This window comes from Sphingomonas aerolata, from assembly GCF_003046295.1.
Classification (GTDB): Bacteria; Pseudomonadota; Alphaproteobacteria; order Sphingomonadales; family Sphingomonadaceae; genus Sphingomonas; species Sphingomonas aerolata.
Genome location: NZ_PZZN01000001.1, coordinates 1,122,397 through 1,140,964 on the forward strand (window position 1 = coordinate 1,122,397; position 18,568 = coordinate 1,140,964).

An 18,568-nucleotide genomic window follows, 5' to 3' on the forward strand; every position below is an offset into this window, starting at 1 on the left:
AGAGGGAGGGGCCCGCCGCGAAGCGGTGGGAGGGTGAGGGCACGCGCCGCATTCCCGCCCTTGCCCTCACCTCCGCTCGCTCCCTCTCCCCGCCGGGGAGAGGGTTTGCCTGTCAGCGGGCAATCCCACCCGCGGCGAGCACCGCCAGCGTCACCAGCTCGCTCGCCGTGCTCGTCATCGGCGCGACCTGCACCGGCTTCTCCATGCCGATCAGCATCGGCCCGATCACCGAATCGCCACCGAGCTCGCGCAGCAGCTTGGCCGAGATATGCGCGGACTGAAGACCCGGCATGATCAGCACGTTCGCCGGCCCCGACAGCCGCGCGAACGGATAATTCGCCAGCTGCTTCGGGTTGAGCGCCACGTCCGGCGCCATCTCGCCCTCATATTCGAACCCGACCTGACGACCGTCGAGCACCGTCACCGCATCGCGGATATTGTCGAGCCACTCGCCCTTCGGATTGCCGAAGTTCGAATAGCTCAGGAACGCGACGCGCGGCTCATGCCCCATGCGACGTGCGACCGCCGCGGTCTGCTCGGCGAAATCGGCGAGCTGTTCGGCGGTCGGACGTTCGTTGACCGTGGTGTCGGCGATGAACACCGTGTGGCTCTGCCCGACGAGCAGATGGATGCCGAACGGCGTCTTGCCCGCGGCCGGATCGATCACGCGGTAGATCTGGCGCATCGTCTCGCCATAGGTGCGCGTGATGCCGGTAATCATCGCATCGCCCTCGCCGAGCTGCAGCAGCAGCGCACCGAAGATGTTGCGATCCTGGTTCACCATCCGCTCGCAGTCGCGCCGCAGATAGCCGCGACGCTGGAGGCGGGCATAGAGCAGCTCGACCATCTTCGGCACCAGCGGCGAGACGCGGCTGTTGTGCAGCTCGAAGCTCTCGGGGTCGGTGACGCCCAGCGCGCGCAACCGGTCCGGCACGTCGTCACGGCCGACCAGCACCGGCGTACCATAGCCGCCCTCCTTGAACGCGATCGCCGCCCGCAGCACGACCTCTTCCTCGCCCTCGGCGAAGATCACGCGCTTGGGATGCGCCCGCGCGCCCTCATAGGCCATCGACAGCACCGAGGTGGTCGGGTTGAGACGTGCGCGCAGCGACTGGCGATACGCCTCGATGTCGAGGATCGGCTTGGTCGCGACGCCCGATGCCATCGCCGCCTTGGCGACCGCGACCGGAACGACCTCCATCAGCCGCGGATCGAACGGCGCGGGGATGATATAGGCGGGGCCGAAGCTGTGGCTGACGCCATAGGCCAGCGCGACCTCCTCGGGCACACGCTCGCGCGCGAGCTCGGCGATCGCATTGGCCGCGGCGATCTTCATCGCGTCGTTGATCCCCGTCGCGCGGACGTCGAGCGCACCGCGGAAGATGAACGGGAAGCACAGCACGTTGTTGACCTGGTTCGGATAATCCGACCGGCCCGTCGCGACGATCGCGTCGGGGCGCGCGGCCATCGCCAGCTCCGGGCGGATTTCCGGCTCGGGATTGGCCATCGCGAAGATGATCGGCGCAGCCGCCATGTCCTTGACCATCTCGGGCTTGAGCGCGCCTGCCGCCGACAGGCCGAGGAACACGTCCGCGCCGACCAGCGCCTCGGTCAGCGTCCGCGCGCTGCTCGTCGTGGCATGCGCCGACTGCCACTGGTTCACGTCGTCGCGACCCTGGTAGATCACGCCGGTACGGTCGCACATGATGACGTTGTCGGGCCGCACGCCCATCGCCTTCATCAGCTCGGTGCACGCGATCGCCGCCGCGCCCGCGCCGTTGACGACCAGCTTGATGTCGCCAAGCTTGCGCCCGGTCACGAGGCAGGCGTTGATCAGCCCGGCCGCACAGATGATCGCGGTGCCGTGCTGATCGTCATGAAATACGGGGATATTCATCCGCTCGCGCAGCGTCTGCTCGATGATGAAGCACTCGGGCGCCTTGATGTCCTCGAGGTTGATGCCGCCGAACGTCGGTTCCATCAGCTCGACCGCATCGATGAAGCGATCGACATCCTCGGTCTTCAGCTCGATGTCGATCGAGTCGACGTCGGCGAAGCGCTTGAAGAGCACCGCCTTGCCCTCCATCACCGGCTTCGACGCGAGCGCGCCGAGATTGCCCATGCCGAGGATCGCGGTCCCGTTCGAGATCACCGCGACCAGATTGCCCTTGGCGGTATAGTCATAGGCGGTCGAGGGGTCATCGGCGATCGCCTGCACCGGAATCGCCACGCCGGGCGAATAGGCGAGCGCGAGGTCGCGCTGCGTCGCCATCGGTTTGGACGCAATGATCTCGAGCTTCCCGGGACGGCCTTCCGAATGGAACAGCAGCGCTTCGCGTTCGGAGAACTGGAGATTATTGTCGTCGGACATAAGCGGGGCCTCGGGGGTATCTGCAGGGGGAGCCCCTGCCTTTACGGAACGCGTGGCTGTTCGTCACCCCTTGGGAACCCTTCGCAGTGCTATTGGACGTGCGGACGGTTTTCGCTACCCCGCGCCGATGTCCACTCCCGCCGCTACCCCGATGATGACGCAGTATCTCGGCCTCAAGGCCGAGGCGCAGGATTGCCTGCTGTTCTACCGCATGGGCGATTTTTTCGAGCTGTTCATGGACGATGCGCGCATCGCCGCGGCGGTGCTCGACATCGCGCTGACCGCCCGCGGCGAGCATGAGGGCAAGCCGATCCCGATGTGCGGCGTACCAGTCCACGCGGCCACCGCCTATCTCCAGCGACTGATCAAGGCCGGGCACCGCGTCGCGATCGCCGAACAGGTCGAGAGCCCGGCCGAGGCGAAGGCGCGCGGCGGATCGAAGGCGCTGGTCGCCCGCGCGATCGTGCGCGTCGTGACCGCGGGCACGCTGACCGAGGAAGCCTTGCTCGACGCGCGCAGCGACAATTGGTGCGTGGCGATCGGTGAAGCCGGGGGATCCGTCGCGATTGCCGCGGCCGACGTGTCCACCGGCCGGTTCGAGGTCATCGACGTCGCCGATGACGCGATCGGGGCCGAACTTGCGCGACTTGCCGCGGCCGAGATCGTCGTCGCCGAGGCGAGCGGTTTCGCAGAGGCCGGCACGACGCTGCGCCCCAGGAGCGATTTCGATAGCGGTGCGGGCGAGGCACGGCTCAAGCGGATCTACGGCGTCGCGACCCTCGACGGCTTCGGGCAGTTCGGGCGGGCCGCGCTGGCAGCGGCGGGCGGTCTGGTCGCGTATCTCGAACATAACGCGAAGGGCGCGCTGCCCTTCCTGCGCCCGCCACGAATCGGGCGGGCAGCCCAGGTGATGGCGATCGACGCCGCGACGCGGGAAAGCCTCGAACTGACCTGCACCACCGGGGGCGTCCGCAAGGGGAGCCTGCTCGACGCGGTCGATCGCACCGTCACCGGTGCCGGCGCACGCCTTCTCGGTGCCGATCTCGGCGCGCCCCTGATGGACAAGGCCGCGATCGACGCGCGGCTCGACCTCGTCCGGTTGTTCCATGACGACCAGGCCCTGCGCGAACGGTTGCGCGCGACGCTGCGCGCGCTGCCGGACATCGGCCGGGCGCTTGGCCGCCTCGCCGCGGGTCGAGGATCACCGCGCGATCTGGGCCAGTTGCGCGACGGTCTCGACGGCGCCTGGAACCTGGGGGAGCGGCTCGATGCACTTACCGATCCGCCGCGCCTGCTCAGCGACGTCGCACCGCTGTTGCGCGGGCATGGCAGCCTGATCGCCCTGTTGAAGCGCGCGCTGGTACCATCGCCACCGATCGAAGCCTCTGACGGGGGGTATATCGCGGCGGGATATGACGCCGCTCTCGACGACCTGCGCGATACCGGCGCTGGGGGACGCCGCGCGATCGCCGCACTGGAGGCCGAGTTCCGCACCTCGACTGGCGTGTCCGCGCTGAAGATCCGGCACAATGGCGTGCTCGGCTATCATGTCGAAGTCCCTGCACGGGCTGCCGATTCGCTGATGAAGCCCGACAGCGGTTTCACACACCGCCAGACGCTCGCAGGTGTCGTACGCTTCAACACGCCCGCGCTGCACGATGTCGCAACGAAAGTGTCGCAGGCGGGTGCGCATGCCACGGCGGCGGAGTCGGCCCATCTCGAGGATCTTACCGCACGGGCGCTTGCCGGCCGCGAGGCGATTGCCGCGACCGCCGATGCGCTTGCCCGGCTCGATGTCGCCGCCGGTCTCGCCGAGCGCGCGGCCGAGGGGCAGTGGTCGCGCCCGATCCTGGTCGACCATGCCTGTTTCGAGATCGAAGGAGGCCGACACCCGGTCGTCGAGGCCGCTGTCGCCAAGTCGGGCGACCGGTTCGTCGCCAACGACTGCAACCTGTCGGAATCCTCGCGACTGTGGCTCGTCACGGGCCCGAACATGGGCGGCAAATCGACCTTCCTGCGCCAGAATGCACTGATCGCGGTCCTGGCGCAGGCCGGAAGCTATGTGCCGGCGACCAAGGCCACGCTGGGTCTCGTCGACCGATTGTTCAGTCGCGTCGGCGCGTCGGACAATCTCGCGCGCGGCCGTTCGACCTTCATGGTCGAAATGGTCGAAACCGCCGCGATCCTCGCACAGGCGACGCCGCGCAGCTTCGTGATCCTCGACGAGGTCGGTCGCGGCACCTCCACCTATGACGGCCTCGCAATTGCCTGGGCCGTGGTCGAGGCTATCCATGAGGACAATCGGTGCCGCTGCCTGTTCGCGACGCATTATCATGAGCTGACCCGGCTCGCCGAACGCTGCGAGGCGCTGTCGCTGCATCATGTGCGCGCGCGCGAGTGGAAGGGCGAACTCGTCCTGCTCCACGAGCTCGCCGACGGGCCCGCGGATCGCAGCTACGGCCTCGCCGTCGCGCGCCTCGCCGGCATGCCGCCGATCACCGTGCAGCGTGCGAAAGCGGTGCTTGCCAAGCTGGAAGCCGGGCGTGCCAAAACCGGCGGTCTGGCGGCGGGGCTGGATGATCTTCCGCTGTTCGCGGCCGCCGCACAGATCGAGGAGGTGGCCTGCGACGTGCTGCGCGAAGACCTGGCGAAGCTCGACATCGATGCGATGAGCCCACGCGACGCGCTCGACGCGCTCTACCGATTGAAGGCGCTCGCGACCGAGGGCTGAGCGCAAACCCGGCGAAAACCACTGTATCGCAGATACTTGCCCCCGGCCTGCAATCCCATCGTGCGGCGTCCTAGTATCACATGCAAGACGGATGCTACGCGCCGGCCGAATCATTGGAGCATGGGCTTTGAGCGGACACGGGCACGGGCATGCGGGACACGGGCACGGGCATGCACACGGGCATGCGGGACATGGGCACGGACATGCACACAGCCATGCTCCGGCATCGTTCGACCGCGCGTTTGCGATCGGGATCGGGCTCAACGTGGCGTTTGTCGCGGTCGAGGCCTTGGTGGGATTGCGGATCAACTCGGTTTCGCTGCTCGCGGACGCCGGGCATAATCTATCCGATGTACTTGGCTTGGTCGTCGCCTGGGGGGGGACGATGCTCGCGCGAACCGAGCCGACCAAGCGCTTTACCTATGGGCTGAAGGGATCGACAATCCTTGCCGCGTTGACCAATGCGCTGCTGTTGCTCGTCGCGCTCGGGGCTATCCTGCTCGAGGCGACACAGCGTTTCGCAGACCCAACGCCCACGGCGGGCCTGACCGTATCGATGGTGGCCGGGATCGGCATCGCGGTGAATGCGATCACCGCCTGGATGTTCGCGCGCGGTCGCAAGGGGGACGTCAACATCCGTGGCGCCTATCTGCACATGGCCGCGGACGCGCTGGTATCGGCGGGGGTCGTGATCGCGGGCGTGCTGATCTGGCAGACCGGGATCTCCTGGATCGACCCGGCGGTCTCCATCGTCATCGCGGTCCTGATCTTCTGGCAAACCTGGGGATTGCTGCGTGAGACCGTCGAAATGGCGTTGTCCGCGGTGCCGCGCGGGATCGATTTCGACCAGGTCGACGAGGCGCTATGCACCCTCCCCGGCGTGACCGCGATCCATGATCTGCACATCTGGCCGATGAGCACGACGGAGCCCGTCCTGACCGCGCACCTGGTCATGCCGGGCGGCCATCCCGGCGATCCGTTCCTCACCTCGACCCGCACGATGCTGCAGGAGCGTTTCGGGATCGGCCATGCCACGTTGCAGGTCGAGACGGGCGACGGTCAGCCATGCTCGATGACGCGCCACGCAGTGATATGAACCTTTGGGGCGTTGCGCGGGTTATCCTAGTATAGTTCTGGAGTAATACCCGATGAAGAAGCATTTTATCGCCGCGCTGATGTCCATCGCCGTGGTCGCCCCCGGAATGGTGCCCGTTGAAGCGGTTGCACAGCGCCATGACGACCGCCGGGGCCATGACGACCGCCGGAACAACGATTCGCGCCGCGGCAACGACCGCAACTGGCGCGGTGACGATCGCAACTGGGATCCTTCGCGCAGCTATCAGAACGGCAACTACCGCGAGCGTCGTCTCGGTCGCAACGACCGGATCTATCGCGGCAACGATGGCCGGGCCTATTGCAAGCGCAACGATGGCACGACCGGGCTCGTGATCGGCGCGCTCGGCGGTGGCGTTCTTGCCAATCTGATCGGCGGCGGCACGCTCGGAACGCTGGCGGGTGCCGGTGGCGGTGCACTGCTCGGACGGTCGGTCGACCGCGGTAACGTCAAGTGCCGCTGAGCTTTTTTGCTCGGTAAATGAAGATACGGCGGCCGAGCGATCGGCCGCCGTTATTGTGTCTGCCTCAGCCGGTTGAACTTAATAAGCGCGAGCCACCGCAAACTCGACCGCTTCGATCATCGCGTCCTTCGCCTCGCCATTGGCAAAGCCCGCGATCGAATCGATCGCCCGCTGACCATAATGCCGCGCACGTGCAAACGTATCGTCGATCGCGCGGGTGGCTCGGATCAGACGCACGGCATGCTGCAGGTCGGCGTCGGTGTCGCGACGCCCCTCGACCGCATCCTTCCAGAATTGACGATCCTCGGCCGACCCGCGCGCATAGGCGAGGATCACCGGCAGAGTCATCTTGCCTTCGCGGAAATCGTCGCCCGCATCCTTGCCCATCGTATCCGCATCCGAAACATAGTCGATCGCGTCGTCGACAAGCTGGAAGGCGATCCCAAGGTTGCGGCCATAGGCGTCGAGTGCCGCCTCTTCATTCTCGGGCCGATCAGCCACGACGGCAGCGATTCGGCAGGCGGCAGCGAACAGCGCCGCGGTCTTTGCGCCGATGATGTCGAGATAGCGCTCCTCGCCCAGATCGACGCGGCGGGCCGCCGTCAGCTGGTTGACCTCGCCCTCGGCGATGACCGCGCTGGTCGATGAGAGGATCTTGAGGGCCTTCAGGCTGCCCGCCTCGACCATGAGTTCGAAGCTGCGGCTGAACAGAAAGTCGCCGACCAATACGCTCGCAGGATTGCCCCAGATGATGTTCGCGGTGCGGTTCCCACGCCGCAGGTCGGAGCCATCGACGACATCGTCATGCAGCAACGTCGCGGTGTGGATGAATTCGACGGCCGCCGCGAGCAGGTGATGCTGCGTCCCGGCATAGTCCAGCAGCTGTGCACTCGCGAGCGTCAGCATGGGACGCATCCGCTTGCCCCCGCCCGCGATCAGATGACCCGCCAATTCTGGGATCAACGGAATATCGGAGGTCATGCGCGCGACGATCACCGCATTGACCTGGTCCATGTCGGTGGTGACGAGCTTGACCATCGGGTCCAGCGAAGGCTGTGGCCCGGGATTCGAACGAGGGGAGTCGAGGCGGTGGACGGTGGCGCTCATCTGCCCGTGCCTCTGACGGCTACGGCCTCGCAAAGCAACCCTTGCCGGCTCGGCAAACCCTCACCAAAAGGCAGGCGACGGCAATAGGTGGAGGTTACACGATGCCCGACGACCTGCTGAGCGGCTATCGCCAGAGCATCGACAACATCGATGCGGCACTGATTCACATGCTTGCCGAGCGGTTTAAGGTGACGCAGGCGGTTGGCCGGCACAAGGCGGAGCACGGGCTGCCGGCCGCCGATCCCGGACGTGAAGAGCGTCAGATTGCGCGGTTGCGTCGGCTCGCCGAGGAAGCCCAGCTCGATCCGGAATTCTCCGAAAAGTTTTTACGGTTCATCATCGACGAGGTGATCCGCCACCACCAGAAACTTTGCGAATGACACGCTGGGCGGTCACAGCAGCTTGAGCGCTTCACGGCATCGCCAAGGCGGCGCGGCGTCTCCGCCAGACCGCACGGCCCCGTATAATTTGCTACAGCACAGCTTTATCGACCTGCACGCGCCGGTCGGTTAGGGGAGCGCGATGAGCTTCCTCCTCGCTATCGAAGGCGCCGACGGCGCCGGTAAGGCCACGGCCTCCGCATTGGTCGTCGAGCAGTTGCAGGCCGCCGGGCGCAGCGCCGCGGTCATCTCGTTCCCGCGCTATACGGACACGGTCGGCGGCTGGGCGCTAGGGGCGATGCTCGCGGGCACGCTGCCACGCGGCACGTCGCCAAAGGCCGCCGCCGTGCTCTACGCGCTCGACCGGATGGAATCGCGCGATCACCTGATGGCGACGATGGCGGCGAACGACGTCGTCGTGTTTGACCGCTATATCGCGTCGAACATGGCGTATCAGGCGGCGCAGGTGCCCGTCGTCGAAGCGGATACGATGATGGCTTGGATCGCGGATCTCGAAACGGGCAGCTTTGCCCTGCCGACGCCTGATCTGTCCGTCTATCTCGATACGCCGGCAGACATTGCACGCGGGTTGATCCGTCAGAAGCGCAAGCGATCCTATACCGACGATGCGTTCGACGCTTACGAAGCGGATACCGGGCTCCAGGACCGCGTCCGCATCAACTATGCCGCGATGGCGGCGGCAGGGCTGCTTGGCCGCTGGGCGACCGTATCGACGGTCGAGGCCGGCGCTTCGCGACTGCCAGCGGACATTGCACGCGATATCGTTGCATTGCTGCGCTGAACGCCCCGGAAGGAGATCGGCATGGCCGTCACCGATATTGCCACGCGTACCTATGATCACGGCTTCAGGCTCGACCCGATCGTCCGCAGCCTGCTCGATACCGACTTCTACAAGCTGCTGATGTTGCAGATGATCCGTCACCTTCACCCCAAGGTGCAGACGACCTTTACCCTGATCAACCGCACAACGAGCGTGCGGCTGGCGGATATCATCGACGAAGGCGAGCTGCGCGCACAGCTCGACCATGCGCGCACGGTACGATTCGGCAAGAAGGAGTTGATCTGGCTCGCGGGGAACAGCTTCTACGGCCAGGATCGCATGTTTGCGCCCGAATTCCTGCAGTGGCTCGCCGCCTTCCGGCTGCCCGAATACGAGCTGCAGACCGTCGACGGACAGTTCGAGCTGCGCTTCGAGGGCTGCTGGGCGGAAACGACGATGTGGGAAATCCCCGCCCTCGCGATCATAAATGAATTGCGCGCGCGCGCGGCGGTCCGCGATCGCGGACGTTTCGCGCTCGACGTGATCTATGCGCGCGCGAAGGCCAAATTATGGGACAAGGTCGAACGGCTGAGGGATCTGCCCGATCTGGTCCTGTCCGACTTTGGCACGCGCCGCCGCCATGGCTTCCTGTGGCAACGCTGGTGCGTCGAGGCGCTCAAGGAAGGGCTTGGCAGCCGTTTCATCGGTACGTCGAACGTCTTGCTGGCGATGGATAACGATCTGGAAGCCATCGGCACCAACGCGCATGAATTGCCGATGGTCTATGCCGCATTGGCCGACGACGACCGGGGGATAGCGGATGCCCCCTACCGGGTGCTCGATGACTGGCGACGCCATTATGGCGGCAATCTGCTGATCGCGTTGCCCGACGCGTTCGGAACGAGCGCGTTCCTCGCGAACGCGCCCGACTGGGTTGCCGACTGGACGGGCTTCCGCCCCGACAGTGCACCCCCGATCGCCGGTGGTGAGGCGATCATTGCTTGGTGGAAGGCACAGGGTCGCGACCCGAAAACGAGACTCTTGATCTTCTCGGACGGCATGGATGTCGACACGATCGAAGAGACCTATCGGCATTTTCACGGCCGGGTGCGGATGAGTTTTGGCTGGGGGACCAATCTGACCAACGACTTCCGAGGGTGCGACCCCGATGGCATGGCCGGACTCGAGCCGATCTCGCTGGTCGCCAAGGTCACGCAGGCCAATGGACGCCCGGCGGTCAAGCTGTCGGACAATCCAGCCAAGGCGACCGGCGATCCGCGCGAGATTGCCCGGTACCTGAAAATCTTCGGTGACGAGGGCCGCACGAAGGCGAAGGTCGCGGTTTAGACCCGTGCCACCGCCCTAAAATGGCCATGCCCTGCCGCCACGGGTAGCGCCCATGGCTGTTTCGCGATTCCCCCTCGGCGCGTCGATTACCCGGTCGGGACGCATCGCGCTGCTCTTCGCCGCGCTGCTGCCGCTGACCCCGGCACAGGCCGACCCCGCGGCCTTCGACCTGTCTGGTCCGGCGCTGAACGTGACGGTGACACACGGCGCGACGACGTTGCCGATCGGGCAGGTGCCCAATCTCAGCGAAGGCGACCGGATCACCGTGAGTGCGGATTTACCCCGCGATCAGGGTGTCCATTACCTGCTGGTGGCCGCATTCCTGCGCGGCGCGACCAATCCGCCCCCCAAAGACTGGTTCACGCAGGCCAAGACGTGGGAGCGGAAGAAGAACACCCTCGACCTGACCGTGCCCGCGGGCGCACGCCAGCTGATCCTCTTCCTCGCGCCGGAAACCGGCGGGGGTTATGACTCGATCGTCGACGCCGTCCGCAAACAGCCCGGCGCGTTCGTCCGCGCCTCGCAGGAACTCAACCAGGCGTCGCTCGACCGCGCGCGGCTCGACACGTTCCTGGACTCGATCCACCGCCTCGAGCGCACGCATCCTGAACAGATCGAGGCCGTATCGCCGGTTCTGACCCGCAGCCTCTCGATCACGCTCAAGGCCGAATGCCTCGAACAGGCGATTGATCTCCAGGCGGCCTGCCTGACGCAAAGCCGGAGTTCGCTGCTGCTGGCTGACAACCACAGTGCATCGCTGACCGAAACCCTCGTCGGCGCCCCCACCGATCTGGCCTTGCAACTCGCCGCAACACCCGAGGCCGGATACGGCTATTACAGCTCCTATATCGGCGTCGTTCGCGATCTTGCCCGGATTTTCGGCGCATTCCAGTCGACCCAGTTCCAGTATATTCCCGCCCTCGGCCGCGCGGCAGAGGCGCGCCTGTCGCTGTTGCTGAACGCCGCCCCCTCCTTTGCAAAGCCCAAGTCGGTCATGGTCGCGGCACTTCCGGCGATCGAGGCGCCCGAGCCGCCGCCGCTGCGCACGATCGCGCCCGGTCGCGCGCTGTGTCGGGCACGAGAGGGTGTGCTGCTTCCGGTCGAAGGCGCGCCGCTGATCTATGCCACGCGCTATGCGCATGCCATGGCGGTGCGCGTGACGCGTGCCGACGGCAGCACGCTCGATCTCCCAGTCAGCGCCGATGTCGAACGCGGGGGTTTCCTTCTCGCCGGCCCGGGCAGCGACGGCGGCGACGTGCGAGCCGGTTTTGACGCCACGCTTCATGGCGTATGGGGCTTCACCCCGTTCGACGGTCCACGCTTTCGCATCCAGAGTCCGCGCGCGAACAGCTGGCGCGCGATCGAGGGCACCACGGTGATCGCCGGACGCGATAACAGCCTGACGATCGAGGGCGGAGCCGCCGCCTGTGTCGAGGACATCGCGCTCGCCCGCACCTCCGGCACGACCGAGCCGCTCAAATGGGCCACATTGCCGGATGGCCGGATCACCGCAATGATCCCGAAGGCGCAGATCGCGGCGGGGCAAATCAACCTGCTTATCCGCCAGCAAGGAATCGCAGATGTCGACACTATCGCGTTGACGGCCTTGACGGAGACGGGGCGAATCGACGCGTTCACGCTGCGCGCTGGCGATCTCCATGGTGTCCTGACGGGCACGCGCCTCGACACCGTCGCCTCGCTGAGCGTCGATGGCGCGGTATTCAGCCCTGGTGCGGTGGTACGGACCGGCAAGGCCGACAAACGCGTCATGACGGTCGACACGCCTGCTCCGGTCGCCGCCTGGACCGCAGACCAGGATCGATCCGGGCGGGCGACGCTGAAAGACGGTCGCGTGCTGCCGGTCACCGTGCATGTAGCTCCCGCGCGGCCTTCGGTCACGCTCATCGACAAGACCATCGCCCCGGCGGCGCACGCGGCGTCGCTGCCGATCACATTGCCGTCGAGCACCGTCATGCCGCTCGATGCCAGCCTGACCTTTTCACTCCGCGGCGCGGGGGCAACTCGTTTCAGCGGACGCGAACAGGTCGAGATCGCCACGGTCGACGGACGCGCGTCGACGGTCATCGCTGCAGCGAACGGCTACCGCGTCCAGAGCGCACAGGTCGCGATTGCGACGATCGAACCGGCCAAGGCGCTAGGCGTATCGGCCTATGGCCCGCTGCACTACCGCCTCCTGCAGGACGGTGTGGAAAGCGATTGGGCGCCGCTCATCACCCTCGTCCGCCTGCCCACACTCACGGGCGTGACTTGCGACAAGGGCGCGCCGCGCTGCCTGCTGAACGGTGACGCGTTGTATCTGCTCGCCGCGGTTGGCGGAGACGCGCAGTTCACCGGCGCTGCGGCAATTCCCGACGGCTATACCGCCAGTACGGTCGCAATTCCGCGCCCGACCGACACGCTGTTCCTCAAGCTGCGCGACGACGATTCAGTCGTTGCAACCGCCAAGCCGAACGTCGTCGACCGCTAGCCCAGCGAGGCGTCGAGCCTTGTCACCGATCCTTTGGCTCGCGTGAGAGGCGGGCCATCAGGATCGCGGCGCGCTTGGCCTGACGGCGAATGCTCGCAAGGTCGACCGTCTCCCCCGGTGCATGATCGCCGCTGCTCGCGGTTCCGAGCCCGATCAGCCCGTCGACATCGCCCGCAACGAACGCAATGTCGCCCGCACCCCGCTTGAGCGGATCGAGCGCTGCCATCTCGGGCAGCCCCATGTCGCGATTGACCAGATTCAACCGGTCGAGCAGCGCGCGATTTCCCGCCGTCGGTGGCATGGCGGGATACCCGCTTTCGAACCGGATCGTCGCATTCGTGCCGGGCGCATGCGCCGCGACGATCCGCTCCATCTTCGCACGGACCCGCATGGTCTGGTCTTCGCTCAGGGTTCGGAAGTCGCCACGGGCGACCGCGGTTGCAGGGATGATATTGCCCTTGCCCGTCGCGCTCGCCCGGACGCCGTCGCTGTCGAGCGCTGCCATCGCACCGCCCGCGACCACGCCCGTATTGAAGGTCAGATTGGGTTCGGGCAGATCCTTGCGAAATGCCGCCAGGATCCGGGCCATCTCGTTGATGGCGCCGTCACCATAGGCGTCCGAGAAGATCAGCGACGAGTGCCCGGTCTTGCCCGACGTGGTGAGTACCCACCCGTTCGACGACCGTCGCGCGATCGATCCCATGTCGCGACCCTCGACGACCGACAGGCCTTCGAAGTCGAGTGCGACATCGGCGCGCTTGCCCGCTGCGATCAGATCGCCCCGCGCGATCGCCACCGGGTCGCCCGCATCTTCCTCATCGCCGGTCAGCACGATCTCAATATCGGCGGCGTCCAGCAGGCCGGCGGCCTTCATCGCCCGCAGCGCCGAGAGCATCACGACGATCCCGCCCTTGTCGTCGCCCGCACCTGGCCCCGTCGCGCTCTCGCCTTCGCGTTCGAACCGTTGAAACGGTGAATCCTGCTCGAAGACGGTGTCGAGATGACCGATGAGCAACAGGCGTTTGGCGCCAGGCTTGCCCGGGTGCCGCGCTATCAGATGTCCCGCCCGCTGCGTCTGTGGCATCGGTTTCCAGGTCACCGCAAAGCCGAGTGGTTCGAGCTCAGCACGGACCATCGCACCGACCTTGGCGACCCCTTCGAGATTCATCGTGCCGCTGTTCTGGTCGACGACCGTCTTGAGCAGCCCGATCGAGCGCTCATGCTCGGCGTCGACGGTCGCAACCGCCCGCATTTCTGCCGGCGTGAGGCGCGCCTGCGCTGCCCCTGCGAGAAGGATACTCCCGACCACCGTCGCGACCCACCAGAATTTCTGTCGTGCCATAAGCGTCTCAACTCCCTTGGCAGCATGAAAGCGGGGTTCGGCCGCCGCGTCCAGTGTCGGGAGATATGGTGGGCGCTGACGGGTTCGAACCGCCGACCTACTCGGTGTAAACGAGCCGCTCTACCAGCTGAGCTAAGCGCCCTCCCGGGATGAAACCCTGAGGTCGGGGTTCGATGCCAAAGCTGCGGCGTCGGGGCAAGCCCCAAAGCGCATGCGTTCAGGCGATCCGCAGCTCGTTGCGCAAGACTGCGCCGAAATAGCCGCGCATTGCGTCGCGCGCGGGCGGCGACAGCGCCATATAGGCGCGGCGGCGATCATGCGGATCGGGCTGACGTTCGAACAGCCCGCTATCGGTCATGCGCGCGATCCAGCGCAACGCCGTCGTCGGCGCGACGGCTGCGGCGATGCACAGGCTCGATACCGACACACGGCGCCGCTCGAGATCGGCGGCGTAGAGATCGAGCAGCATGTCCCAACCCGGATCCTCGAACAGCGTGCCGCCGAAAAATTGGTCGCGAAGCCGCCGCGCGCGGATCGCGCGTCGAATGTCGGTCGCGTCGTGTTGCGTCGCCCCGGGCGCCGCCTGATAGGCGACCGATCGATCGCCGACGATCGCCGGGGGATCGGACGGTCGATCATGATCTGCCTGTGTCAGCCGGGCAAGCGCCTCGGCGATGCGCCCGACCTCCGCGCTCAGGCGCTCGAGCCGGGCCCCGTCGCTCTCACGCGTGACGTCGAAGACCCCGGCGGGCTGGCGCGATCGTTCGATCGCGATCGCCACCGCGGCCACGCATTCGCCGATCCCGGGATCGACGAGCAGCGATGTCGCACCGCCCAGCGTCAGCGCGGTGACCGCGTCGATCTGGTCCGCCCGCAGCGCCACCACCAGCGCAGCATCGGTATCGGCGGCCCAGGCCACGATCTGCGCCATCCGTTCGGCGAGCAGCGGTGCGTTGATCCCCACCGTATCGACCAGAATGATACGCGGTGTCGCGGACCGATCGAGCGGGACGTGCCAGTCGATCCGGGCCATCAGGCGCCCGCCCAGCGCGTCCAGCGCGGTCGCGAGCCGATCCCCTGCCCCCGCACCGCCAAGGTCCGCAATCAGAACCGCAGCGGCACCGCCATCATAGCGTATGTCCGCCGATAGCGCGTCGATCGCCGTCATTGCCGCATCCCCCGCCAGACGCGATTAGGCCATGGATCGTACCGGATTTACACGCCAAATGGGTCGGTTCTCGGCGGATCCGGCGGACAGGCAGACGCCGTCAGTCGAGCGCCTTGACGATGTCTTCGACCATCTTCTTCGCATCCGCCAGAAGCATCATCGTATTGTCGCGGTAGAACAGGTCGTTGTCGACCCCGGCATAGCCGACCCCGCCCATCGACCGCTTGATGAACAGCACCGTCTTCGCCTTCTCGACGTCGAGGACCGGCATGCCATAGATTGGCGATGATTTGTCGGTCTTTGCCGCCGGGTTGGTGACGTCGTTCGCGCCGATCACGAAAGCCACGTCGGTCTGCGCGAATTCGCTGTTGATGTCCTCAAGCTCGAACACGTCGTCATAGGGCACGTTCGCCTCCGCAAGCAGGACGTTCATGTGGCCTGGCATGCGCCCGGCGACGGGGTGGATCGCGTATTTCACGCGCACCCCTTCCGCCTTCAGCTTGTCGCCCATCTCGCGCAGGACGTGTTGCGCCTGGGCGACCGCCATGCCGTAGCCGGGCACGATGACGACCTGTTCGGCCTGGCTCATCAGGAAGGCGGCGTCCTCCGCCGAACCGCGCTTCCACGGGCGGTCGGTGGCGGTCGCGGGGCCGCCGGCATCGGCGGACTGTCCGAACCCGCCGGCGATCACGCTGATGAAGCTGCGGTTCATCGCCCGGCACATGATGTAGCTGAGGATTGCGCCCGACGAGCCGACCAGCGCGCCGGTGATGATCATCGCGGTGTTGTGCAGCGTGAAGCCCATCGCCGCCGCCGCCCAGCCCGAATAGGAATTGAGCATGCTGACGACCACCGGCATGTCGGCGCCGCCGATCGGCACGATCAGCAGGAAGCCGATCACGAAGCTCAGGGCCGTGATCGTCCAGAAGATCCACGGCTCCTGATTGGTGACGAAATAGGCGATCAGCCCGAGGATCGCGGCGAGCAGCGCGATGTTGATGACGTGGCGCCCGGGCAGCATGATCGGCTTGCCGCCCATGTTGCCGTTGAGCTTAAGGAAGGCGATGACCGAGCCCGAGAAGGTGATCGCGCCGATCGCGACGCCCAGCCCCAGCTCGATCCGGCTGACCGGCCGGATGATCGCGACCGGATCGCCAAGCAGCGGGATCATCAGGTCCGAGATGCCGAATGCCTGCGGGTTGAGATAGGCCGCAACCCCGACCAGCACCGCGGCAAGCCCGACCAGCGAATGGAACGCAGCGACGAGCTGCGGCATCGCGGTCATCGCGATCCGCCGGGCAGTCACGAGCCCGATCGCGGCACCGATGCCGATCGCGACGACGATCTCCCAGATGCCGACGTTGAGATGCGTGACCAGCGTCGTGACGACCGCGATCGTCATGCCGATCATGCCAAACCGGTTGCCGCGCTGGCTCGTCGCCGGGCTGGACAGGCCGCGCAGCGCGAGGATGAAGCACATGCCGGCGACGAGATAGGCCAGCGCGACCCAGGGGTTCACGGCTACGTCATGCATCACTCAGTTCCCCTCGGATCCGTGACGGTCACTTGGCGACCGGCCGTTCCTTTTTCTTGTACATCGCCAGCATCCGCGCGGTGACTGCAAAGCCGCCGAAGATGTTGACGCTCGCCAGCACGACCGCGAGCAGCCCGAGATATTTCGCGACCGGCGATCCCGCCGCGGCGGACGCGATCAGCGCGCCGACGATGATCACGCTGGAGATCGCGTTGGTCACCGCCATCAGCGGCGTGTGGAGTGCGGGCGTCACCGACCAGACGACATAATAGCCGACGAAACAGGCCATGACGAAGATCGACAGGATCGCGATAAAGTCCATCTCAGCCCTCCTGAGCCCCGCGAATGTTGCGAATGTTGAGACGCAAACGGGGTTTTGTATCGTGCCGGGTCATGGCTGCAAACGCGGATTGACGATCGCGCCGTCGCGGGTCAGGCGAATCGCGTCGCCGATTTCCGCATCGAGCACCGGCCGCCCCGTCTCCTTGTCCCAGAAGGCACTGAGAACGTTGAATAAATTGCGGCTGAACAGTGCACTGGCGTCGGCGGCGAGGCGGCTGGGGACGTTGCGATGGCCGACGATCCTGACGCCGTTCACCTCGACGATCTCGCCCGCGACCGCACCCTCAACATTGCCGCCCTGTTCGACCGCGAGATCGACGATCACCGAGCCGGGCTTCATGCTCGCGACCTGCGCGGCCGAGATCAGCCGCGGCGCGGGGCGGCCGGGAATCAGCGCGGTGGTGATGACGATGTCCTGCTTGGCGATGTGCCCGGAGACGAGTTCGGCCTGCGCGGCCTGATATTCGGGGCTCATCTCGCCCGCATAGCCGCCCGTGCCCTCGCCCTCGATCCCGGCGACGCTTTCGACGAAGATCGGTTTCGCGCCGAGCGACTGGATCTGTTCGCGCGTCGCGGCGCGGACGTCGGTGGCAGAGACCTGCGCCCCGAGCCGGCGCGCGGTCGCGATCGCCTGGAGCCCGGCGACGCCGACCCCCATCACGAACACGCGCGCGGCGCTGATCGTCCCTGCCGCGGTCATCATCATCGGAAAGGCCCGGCCATATTCGGCCGCGGCGTCGAGCACCGCCTTGTAGCCCGACAGGTTCGACTGCGAGGACAGGATGTCCATCGACTGCGCGCGCGTGATCCGCGGCATGAACTCCATCGCCAGCGCCTCGAGGCCCGCCGCGGCATAGGCATCGACCCGGGCGCGCTCGCCAAAAGGATTGAAGCTCGCGACGACCCAGGCGCCGGGCGCGGCGCCCGCCAGCGTTGCCGGATCCGGCGCCTGCACGCCGAGCACGATGTCCGCACCCGAAATCGCCGCCGCCCGGTCGGCGACGCTCGCCCCCGCATCGGCATAGGCGGCGTCGGCGATCGACGCGGACTGGCCGGCCCCCGCCTCGACCGCGAGCGTCGCGCCCAGCGCGACGAACTTGCGGACGGTTTCTGGCGTCGCGGCAACCCGCCGCTCGCCGTCCACCTGCTCCTTGAGGACGGCGATCTTCATCGGATCAGGAAATCAGCCAGATGACGATCGCGACGATCACCGCACAGGCGATCGCGCCGATCTTCATCACACCGATGACGCTGTCATAGGTCGCAGCATGACCCTTGATGTTTGCATCGTCCGCCATGATCCGTCCCTCGCCATTCTGTTATCGGTACGACCTTATCGGGCCGGTGCCCCAGCCTCAACCCCCGCGCTTCCAAACCCCGGCTTCACCCCGTCGTGCAGC

The 18,568-nt window shown here is 66.4% G+C and carries 15 protein-coding genes and 1 tRNA gene; 7 read left to right on the forward strand and 9 right to left on the reverse strand.

Features of this window, described 5'->3' with window-relative positions; all coding sequences use genetic code 11:
- Positions 1-112 precede the first annotated feature (112 nt).
- Complete coding sequence (locus tag C8J24_RS05145) at positions 113-2,371, reverse strand: NADP-dependent malic enzyme (RefSeq protein WP_031394701.1); 2,259 nt, start codon at positions 2,369-2,371, stop codon at positions 113-115.
- 151 nt (positions 2,372-2,522) lie between these two features.
- On the opposite strand from C8J24_RS05145, the gene mutS reads away from it, so the two are divergent.
- The 3 genes from mutS (at position 2,523) to C8J24_RS05160 (ending at position 6,679) form a co-directional block, all read left to right on the forward strand.
- On the forward strand, positions 2,523-5,102 hold the full coding sequence (gene mutS / locus C8J24_RS05150) for a DNA mismatch repair protein MutS (protein ID WP_107930758.1): 2,580 nt from the start codon (positions 2,523-2,525) through the stop codon (positions 5,100-5,102).
- 127 nt (positions 5,103-5,229) lie between these two features.
- Entirely contained in the window at positions 5,230-6,198 is a 969-nt protein-coding gene (locus C8J24_RS05155; protein ID WP_244180424.1) for a cation diffusion facilitator family transporter, read from the forward strand.
- A gap of 52 nt (positions 6,199-6,250) precedes the next feature.
- On the forward strand, positions 6,251-6,679 hold the full coding sequence (locus tag C8J24_RS05160) for a glycine zipper 2TM domain-containing protein (RefSeq protein WP_107930762.1): 429 nt from the start codon (positions 6,251-6,253) through the stop codon (positions 6,677-6,679).
- 78 nt (positions 6,680-6,757) lie between these two features.
- On the opposite strand, the gene C8J24_RS05165 is transcribed toward C8J24_RS05160, so the two are convergent.
- Positions 6,758-7,786, reverse strand: a complete 1,029-nt coding sequence (locus C8J24_RS05165) for a polyprenyl synthetase family protein (protein ID WP_056406890.1) — start codon at positions 7,784-7,786, stop codon at positions 6,758-6,760.
- 101 nt (positions 7,787-7,887) lie between these two features.
- Here C8J24_RS05165 and C8J24_RS05170 point away from each other — a divergent pair, with 101 nt between their 5' ends.
- The 4 genes from C8J24_RS05170 (at position 7,888) to C8J24_RS05185 (ending at position 12,782) form a co-directional block, all read left to right on the forward strand.
- Complete coding sequence (locus C8J24_RS05170) at positions 7,888-8,166, forward strand: chorismate mutase (protein WP_031439230.1); 279 nt, start codon at positions 7,888-7,890, stop codon at positions 8,164-8,166.
- 142 nt (positions 8,167-8,308) lie between these two features.
- Positions 8,309-8,968 (forward strand): dTMP kinase, encoded by a 660-nt coding sequence (locus tag C8J24_RS05175; protein WP_107930764.1) that lies wholly within the window; start codon positions 8,309-8,311, stop codon positions 8,966-8,968.
- A gap of 21 nt (positions 8,969-8,989) precedes the next feature.
- Positions 8,990-10,294: a nicotinate phosphoribosyltransferase gene (gene pncB, locus C8J24_RS05180; protein ID WP_107930766.1), complete on the forward strand. Its 1,305-nt coding sequence runs from the start codon at positions 8,990-8,992 to the stop codon at positions 10,292-10,294.
- Between the two features lie 52 nt (positions 10,295-10,346).
- On the forward strand, positions 10,347-12,782 hold the full coding sequence (locus C8J24_RS05185) for a hypothetical protein (RefSeq protein ID WP_107930768.1): 2,436 nt from the start codon (positions 10,347-10,349) through the stop codon (positions 12,780-12,782).
- A gap of 22 nt (positions 12,783-12,804) precedes the next feature.
- On the opposite strand, the gene C8J24_RS05190 is transcribed toward C8J24_RS05185, so the two are convergent.
- The 7 genes from C8J24_RS05190 to C8J24_RS05220 all read right to left on the reverse strand — a co-directional run bounded on the left by C8J24_RS05190 (position 12,805) and on the right by C8J24_RS05220 (position 18,466).
- Complete coding sequence (locus tag C8J24_RS05190) at positions 12,805-14,124, reverse strand: M20/M25/M40 family metallo-hydrolase (RefSeq protein ID WP_107930770.1); 1,320 nt, start codon at positions 14,122-14,124, stop codon at positions 12,805-12,807.
- Between the two features lie 66 nt (positions 14,125-14,190).
- Positions 14,191-14,266, reverse strand: a tRNA-Val gene (locus C8J24_RS05195).
- 75 nt (positions 14,267-14,341) lie between these two features.
- Positions 14,342-15,292, reverse strand: coding sequence for a helix-turn-helix domain-containing protein (locus tag C8J24_RS05200; protein ID WP_107930772.1), 951 nt, complete (start codon positions 15,290-15,292; stop codon positions 14,342-14,344).
- Between the two features lie 100 nt (positions 15,293-15,392).
- Entirely contained in the window at positions 15,393-16,826 is a 1,434-nt protein-coding gene (locus C8J24_RS05205) for an NAD(P)(+) transhydrogenase (Re/Si-specific) subunit beta (RefSeq protein WP_107930774.1), read from the reverse strand.
- Between the two features lie 28 nt (positions 16,827-16,854).
- Positions 16,855-17,148, reverse strand: a complete 294-nt coding sequence (locus C8J24_RS05210) for an NAD(P) transhydrogenase subunit alpha part 2 (protein ID WP_031394789.1) — start codon at positions 17,146-17,148, stop codon at positions 16,855-16,857.
- A 69-nt stretch (positions 17,149-17,217) separates the two neighbouring features.
- Positions 17,218-18,339, reverse strand: coding sequence for an NAD(P) transhydrogenase subunit alpha (locus tag C8J24_RS05215; RefSeq protein WP_107930776.1), 1,122 nt, complete (start codon positions 18,337-18,339; stop codon positions 17,218-17,220).
- A 4-nt stretch (positions 18,340-18,343) separates the two neighbouring features.
- The gene (locus C8J24_RS05220; RefSeq protein ID WP_031396100.1) at positions 18,344-18,466 is read right to left on the reverse strand and encodes an aa3-type cytochrome c oxidase subunit IV; all 123 of its coding nucleotides are present in this window, start codon (positions 18,464-18,466) and stop codon (positions 18,344-18,346) included.
- Positions 18,467-18,568 lie beyond the last annotated feature (102 nt).

Coding starts and splice junctions, on each gene's coding strand:
- C8J24_RS05185 (WP_107930768.1), top strand. CDS start 10,347: ATGGCTGTTTCGCGATTCCCCCTCGGCGCGTCGATTACCCGGTCGGGA.
- C8J24_RS05215 (WP_107930776.1), bottom strand. CDS start 18,339: ATGAAGATCGCCGTCCTCAAGGAGCAGGTGGACGGCGAGCGGCGGGTT.
- C8J24_RS05170 (WP_031439230.1), top strand. CDS start 7,888: ATGCCCGACGACCTGCTGAGCGGCTATCGCCAGAGCATCGACAACATC.
- C8J24_RS05210 (WP_031394789.1), bottom strand. CDS start 17,148: ATGGACTTTATCGCGATCCTGTCGATCTTCGTCATGGCCTGTTTCGTC.
- C8J24_RS05205 (WP_107930774.1), bottom strand. CDS start 16,826: ATGCATGACGTAGCCGTGAACCCCTGGGTCGCGCTGGCCTATCTCGTC.
- C8J24_RS05160 (WP_107930762.1), top strand. CDS start 6,251: ATGAAGAAGCATTTTATCGCCGCGCTGATGTCCATCGCCGTGGTCGCC.
- C8J24_RS05165 (WP_056406890.1), bottom strand. CDS start 7,786: ATGAGCGCCACCGTCCACCGCCTCGACTCCCCTCGTTCGAATCCCGGG.
- C8J24_RS05145 (WP_031394701.1), bottom strand. CDS start 2,371: ATGTCCGACGACAATAATCTCCAGTTCTCCGAACGCGAAGCGCTGCTG.
- C8J24_RS05220 (WP_031396100.1), bottom strand. CDS start 18,466: ATGGCGGACGATGCAAACATCAAGGGTCATGCTGCGACCTATGACAGC.
- pncB (WP_107930766.1), top strand. CDS start 8,990: ATGGCCGTCACCGATATTGCCACGCGTACCTATGATCACGGCTTCAGG.
- mutS (WP_107930758.1), top strand. CDS start 2,523: ATGATGACGCAGTATCTCGGCCTCAAGGCCGAGGCGCAGGATTGCCTG.
- C8J24_RS05175 (WP_107930764.1), top strand. CDS start 8,309: ATGAGCTTCCTCCTCGCTATCGAAGGCGCCGACGGCGCCGGTAAGGCC.
- C8J24_RS05190 (WP_107930770.1), bottom strand. CDS start 14,124: ATGGCACGACAGAAATTCTGGTGGGTCGCGACGGTGGTCGGGAGTATC.
- C8J24_RS05200 (WP_107930772.1), bottom strand. CDS start 15,292: ATGACGGCGATCGACGCGCTATCGGCGGACATACGCTATGATGGCGGT.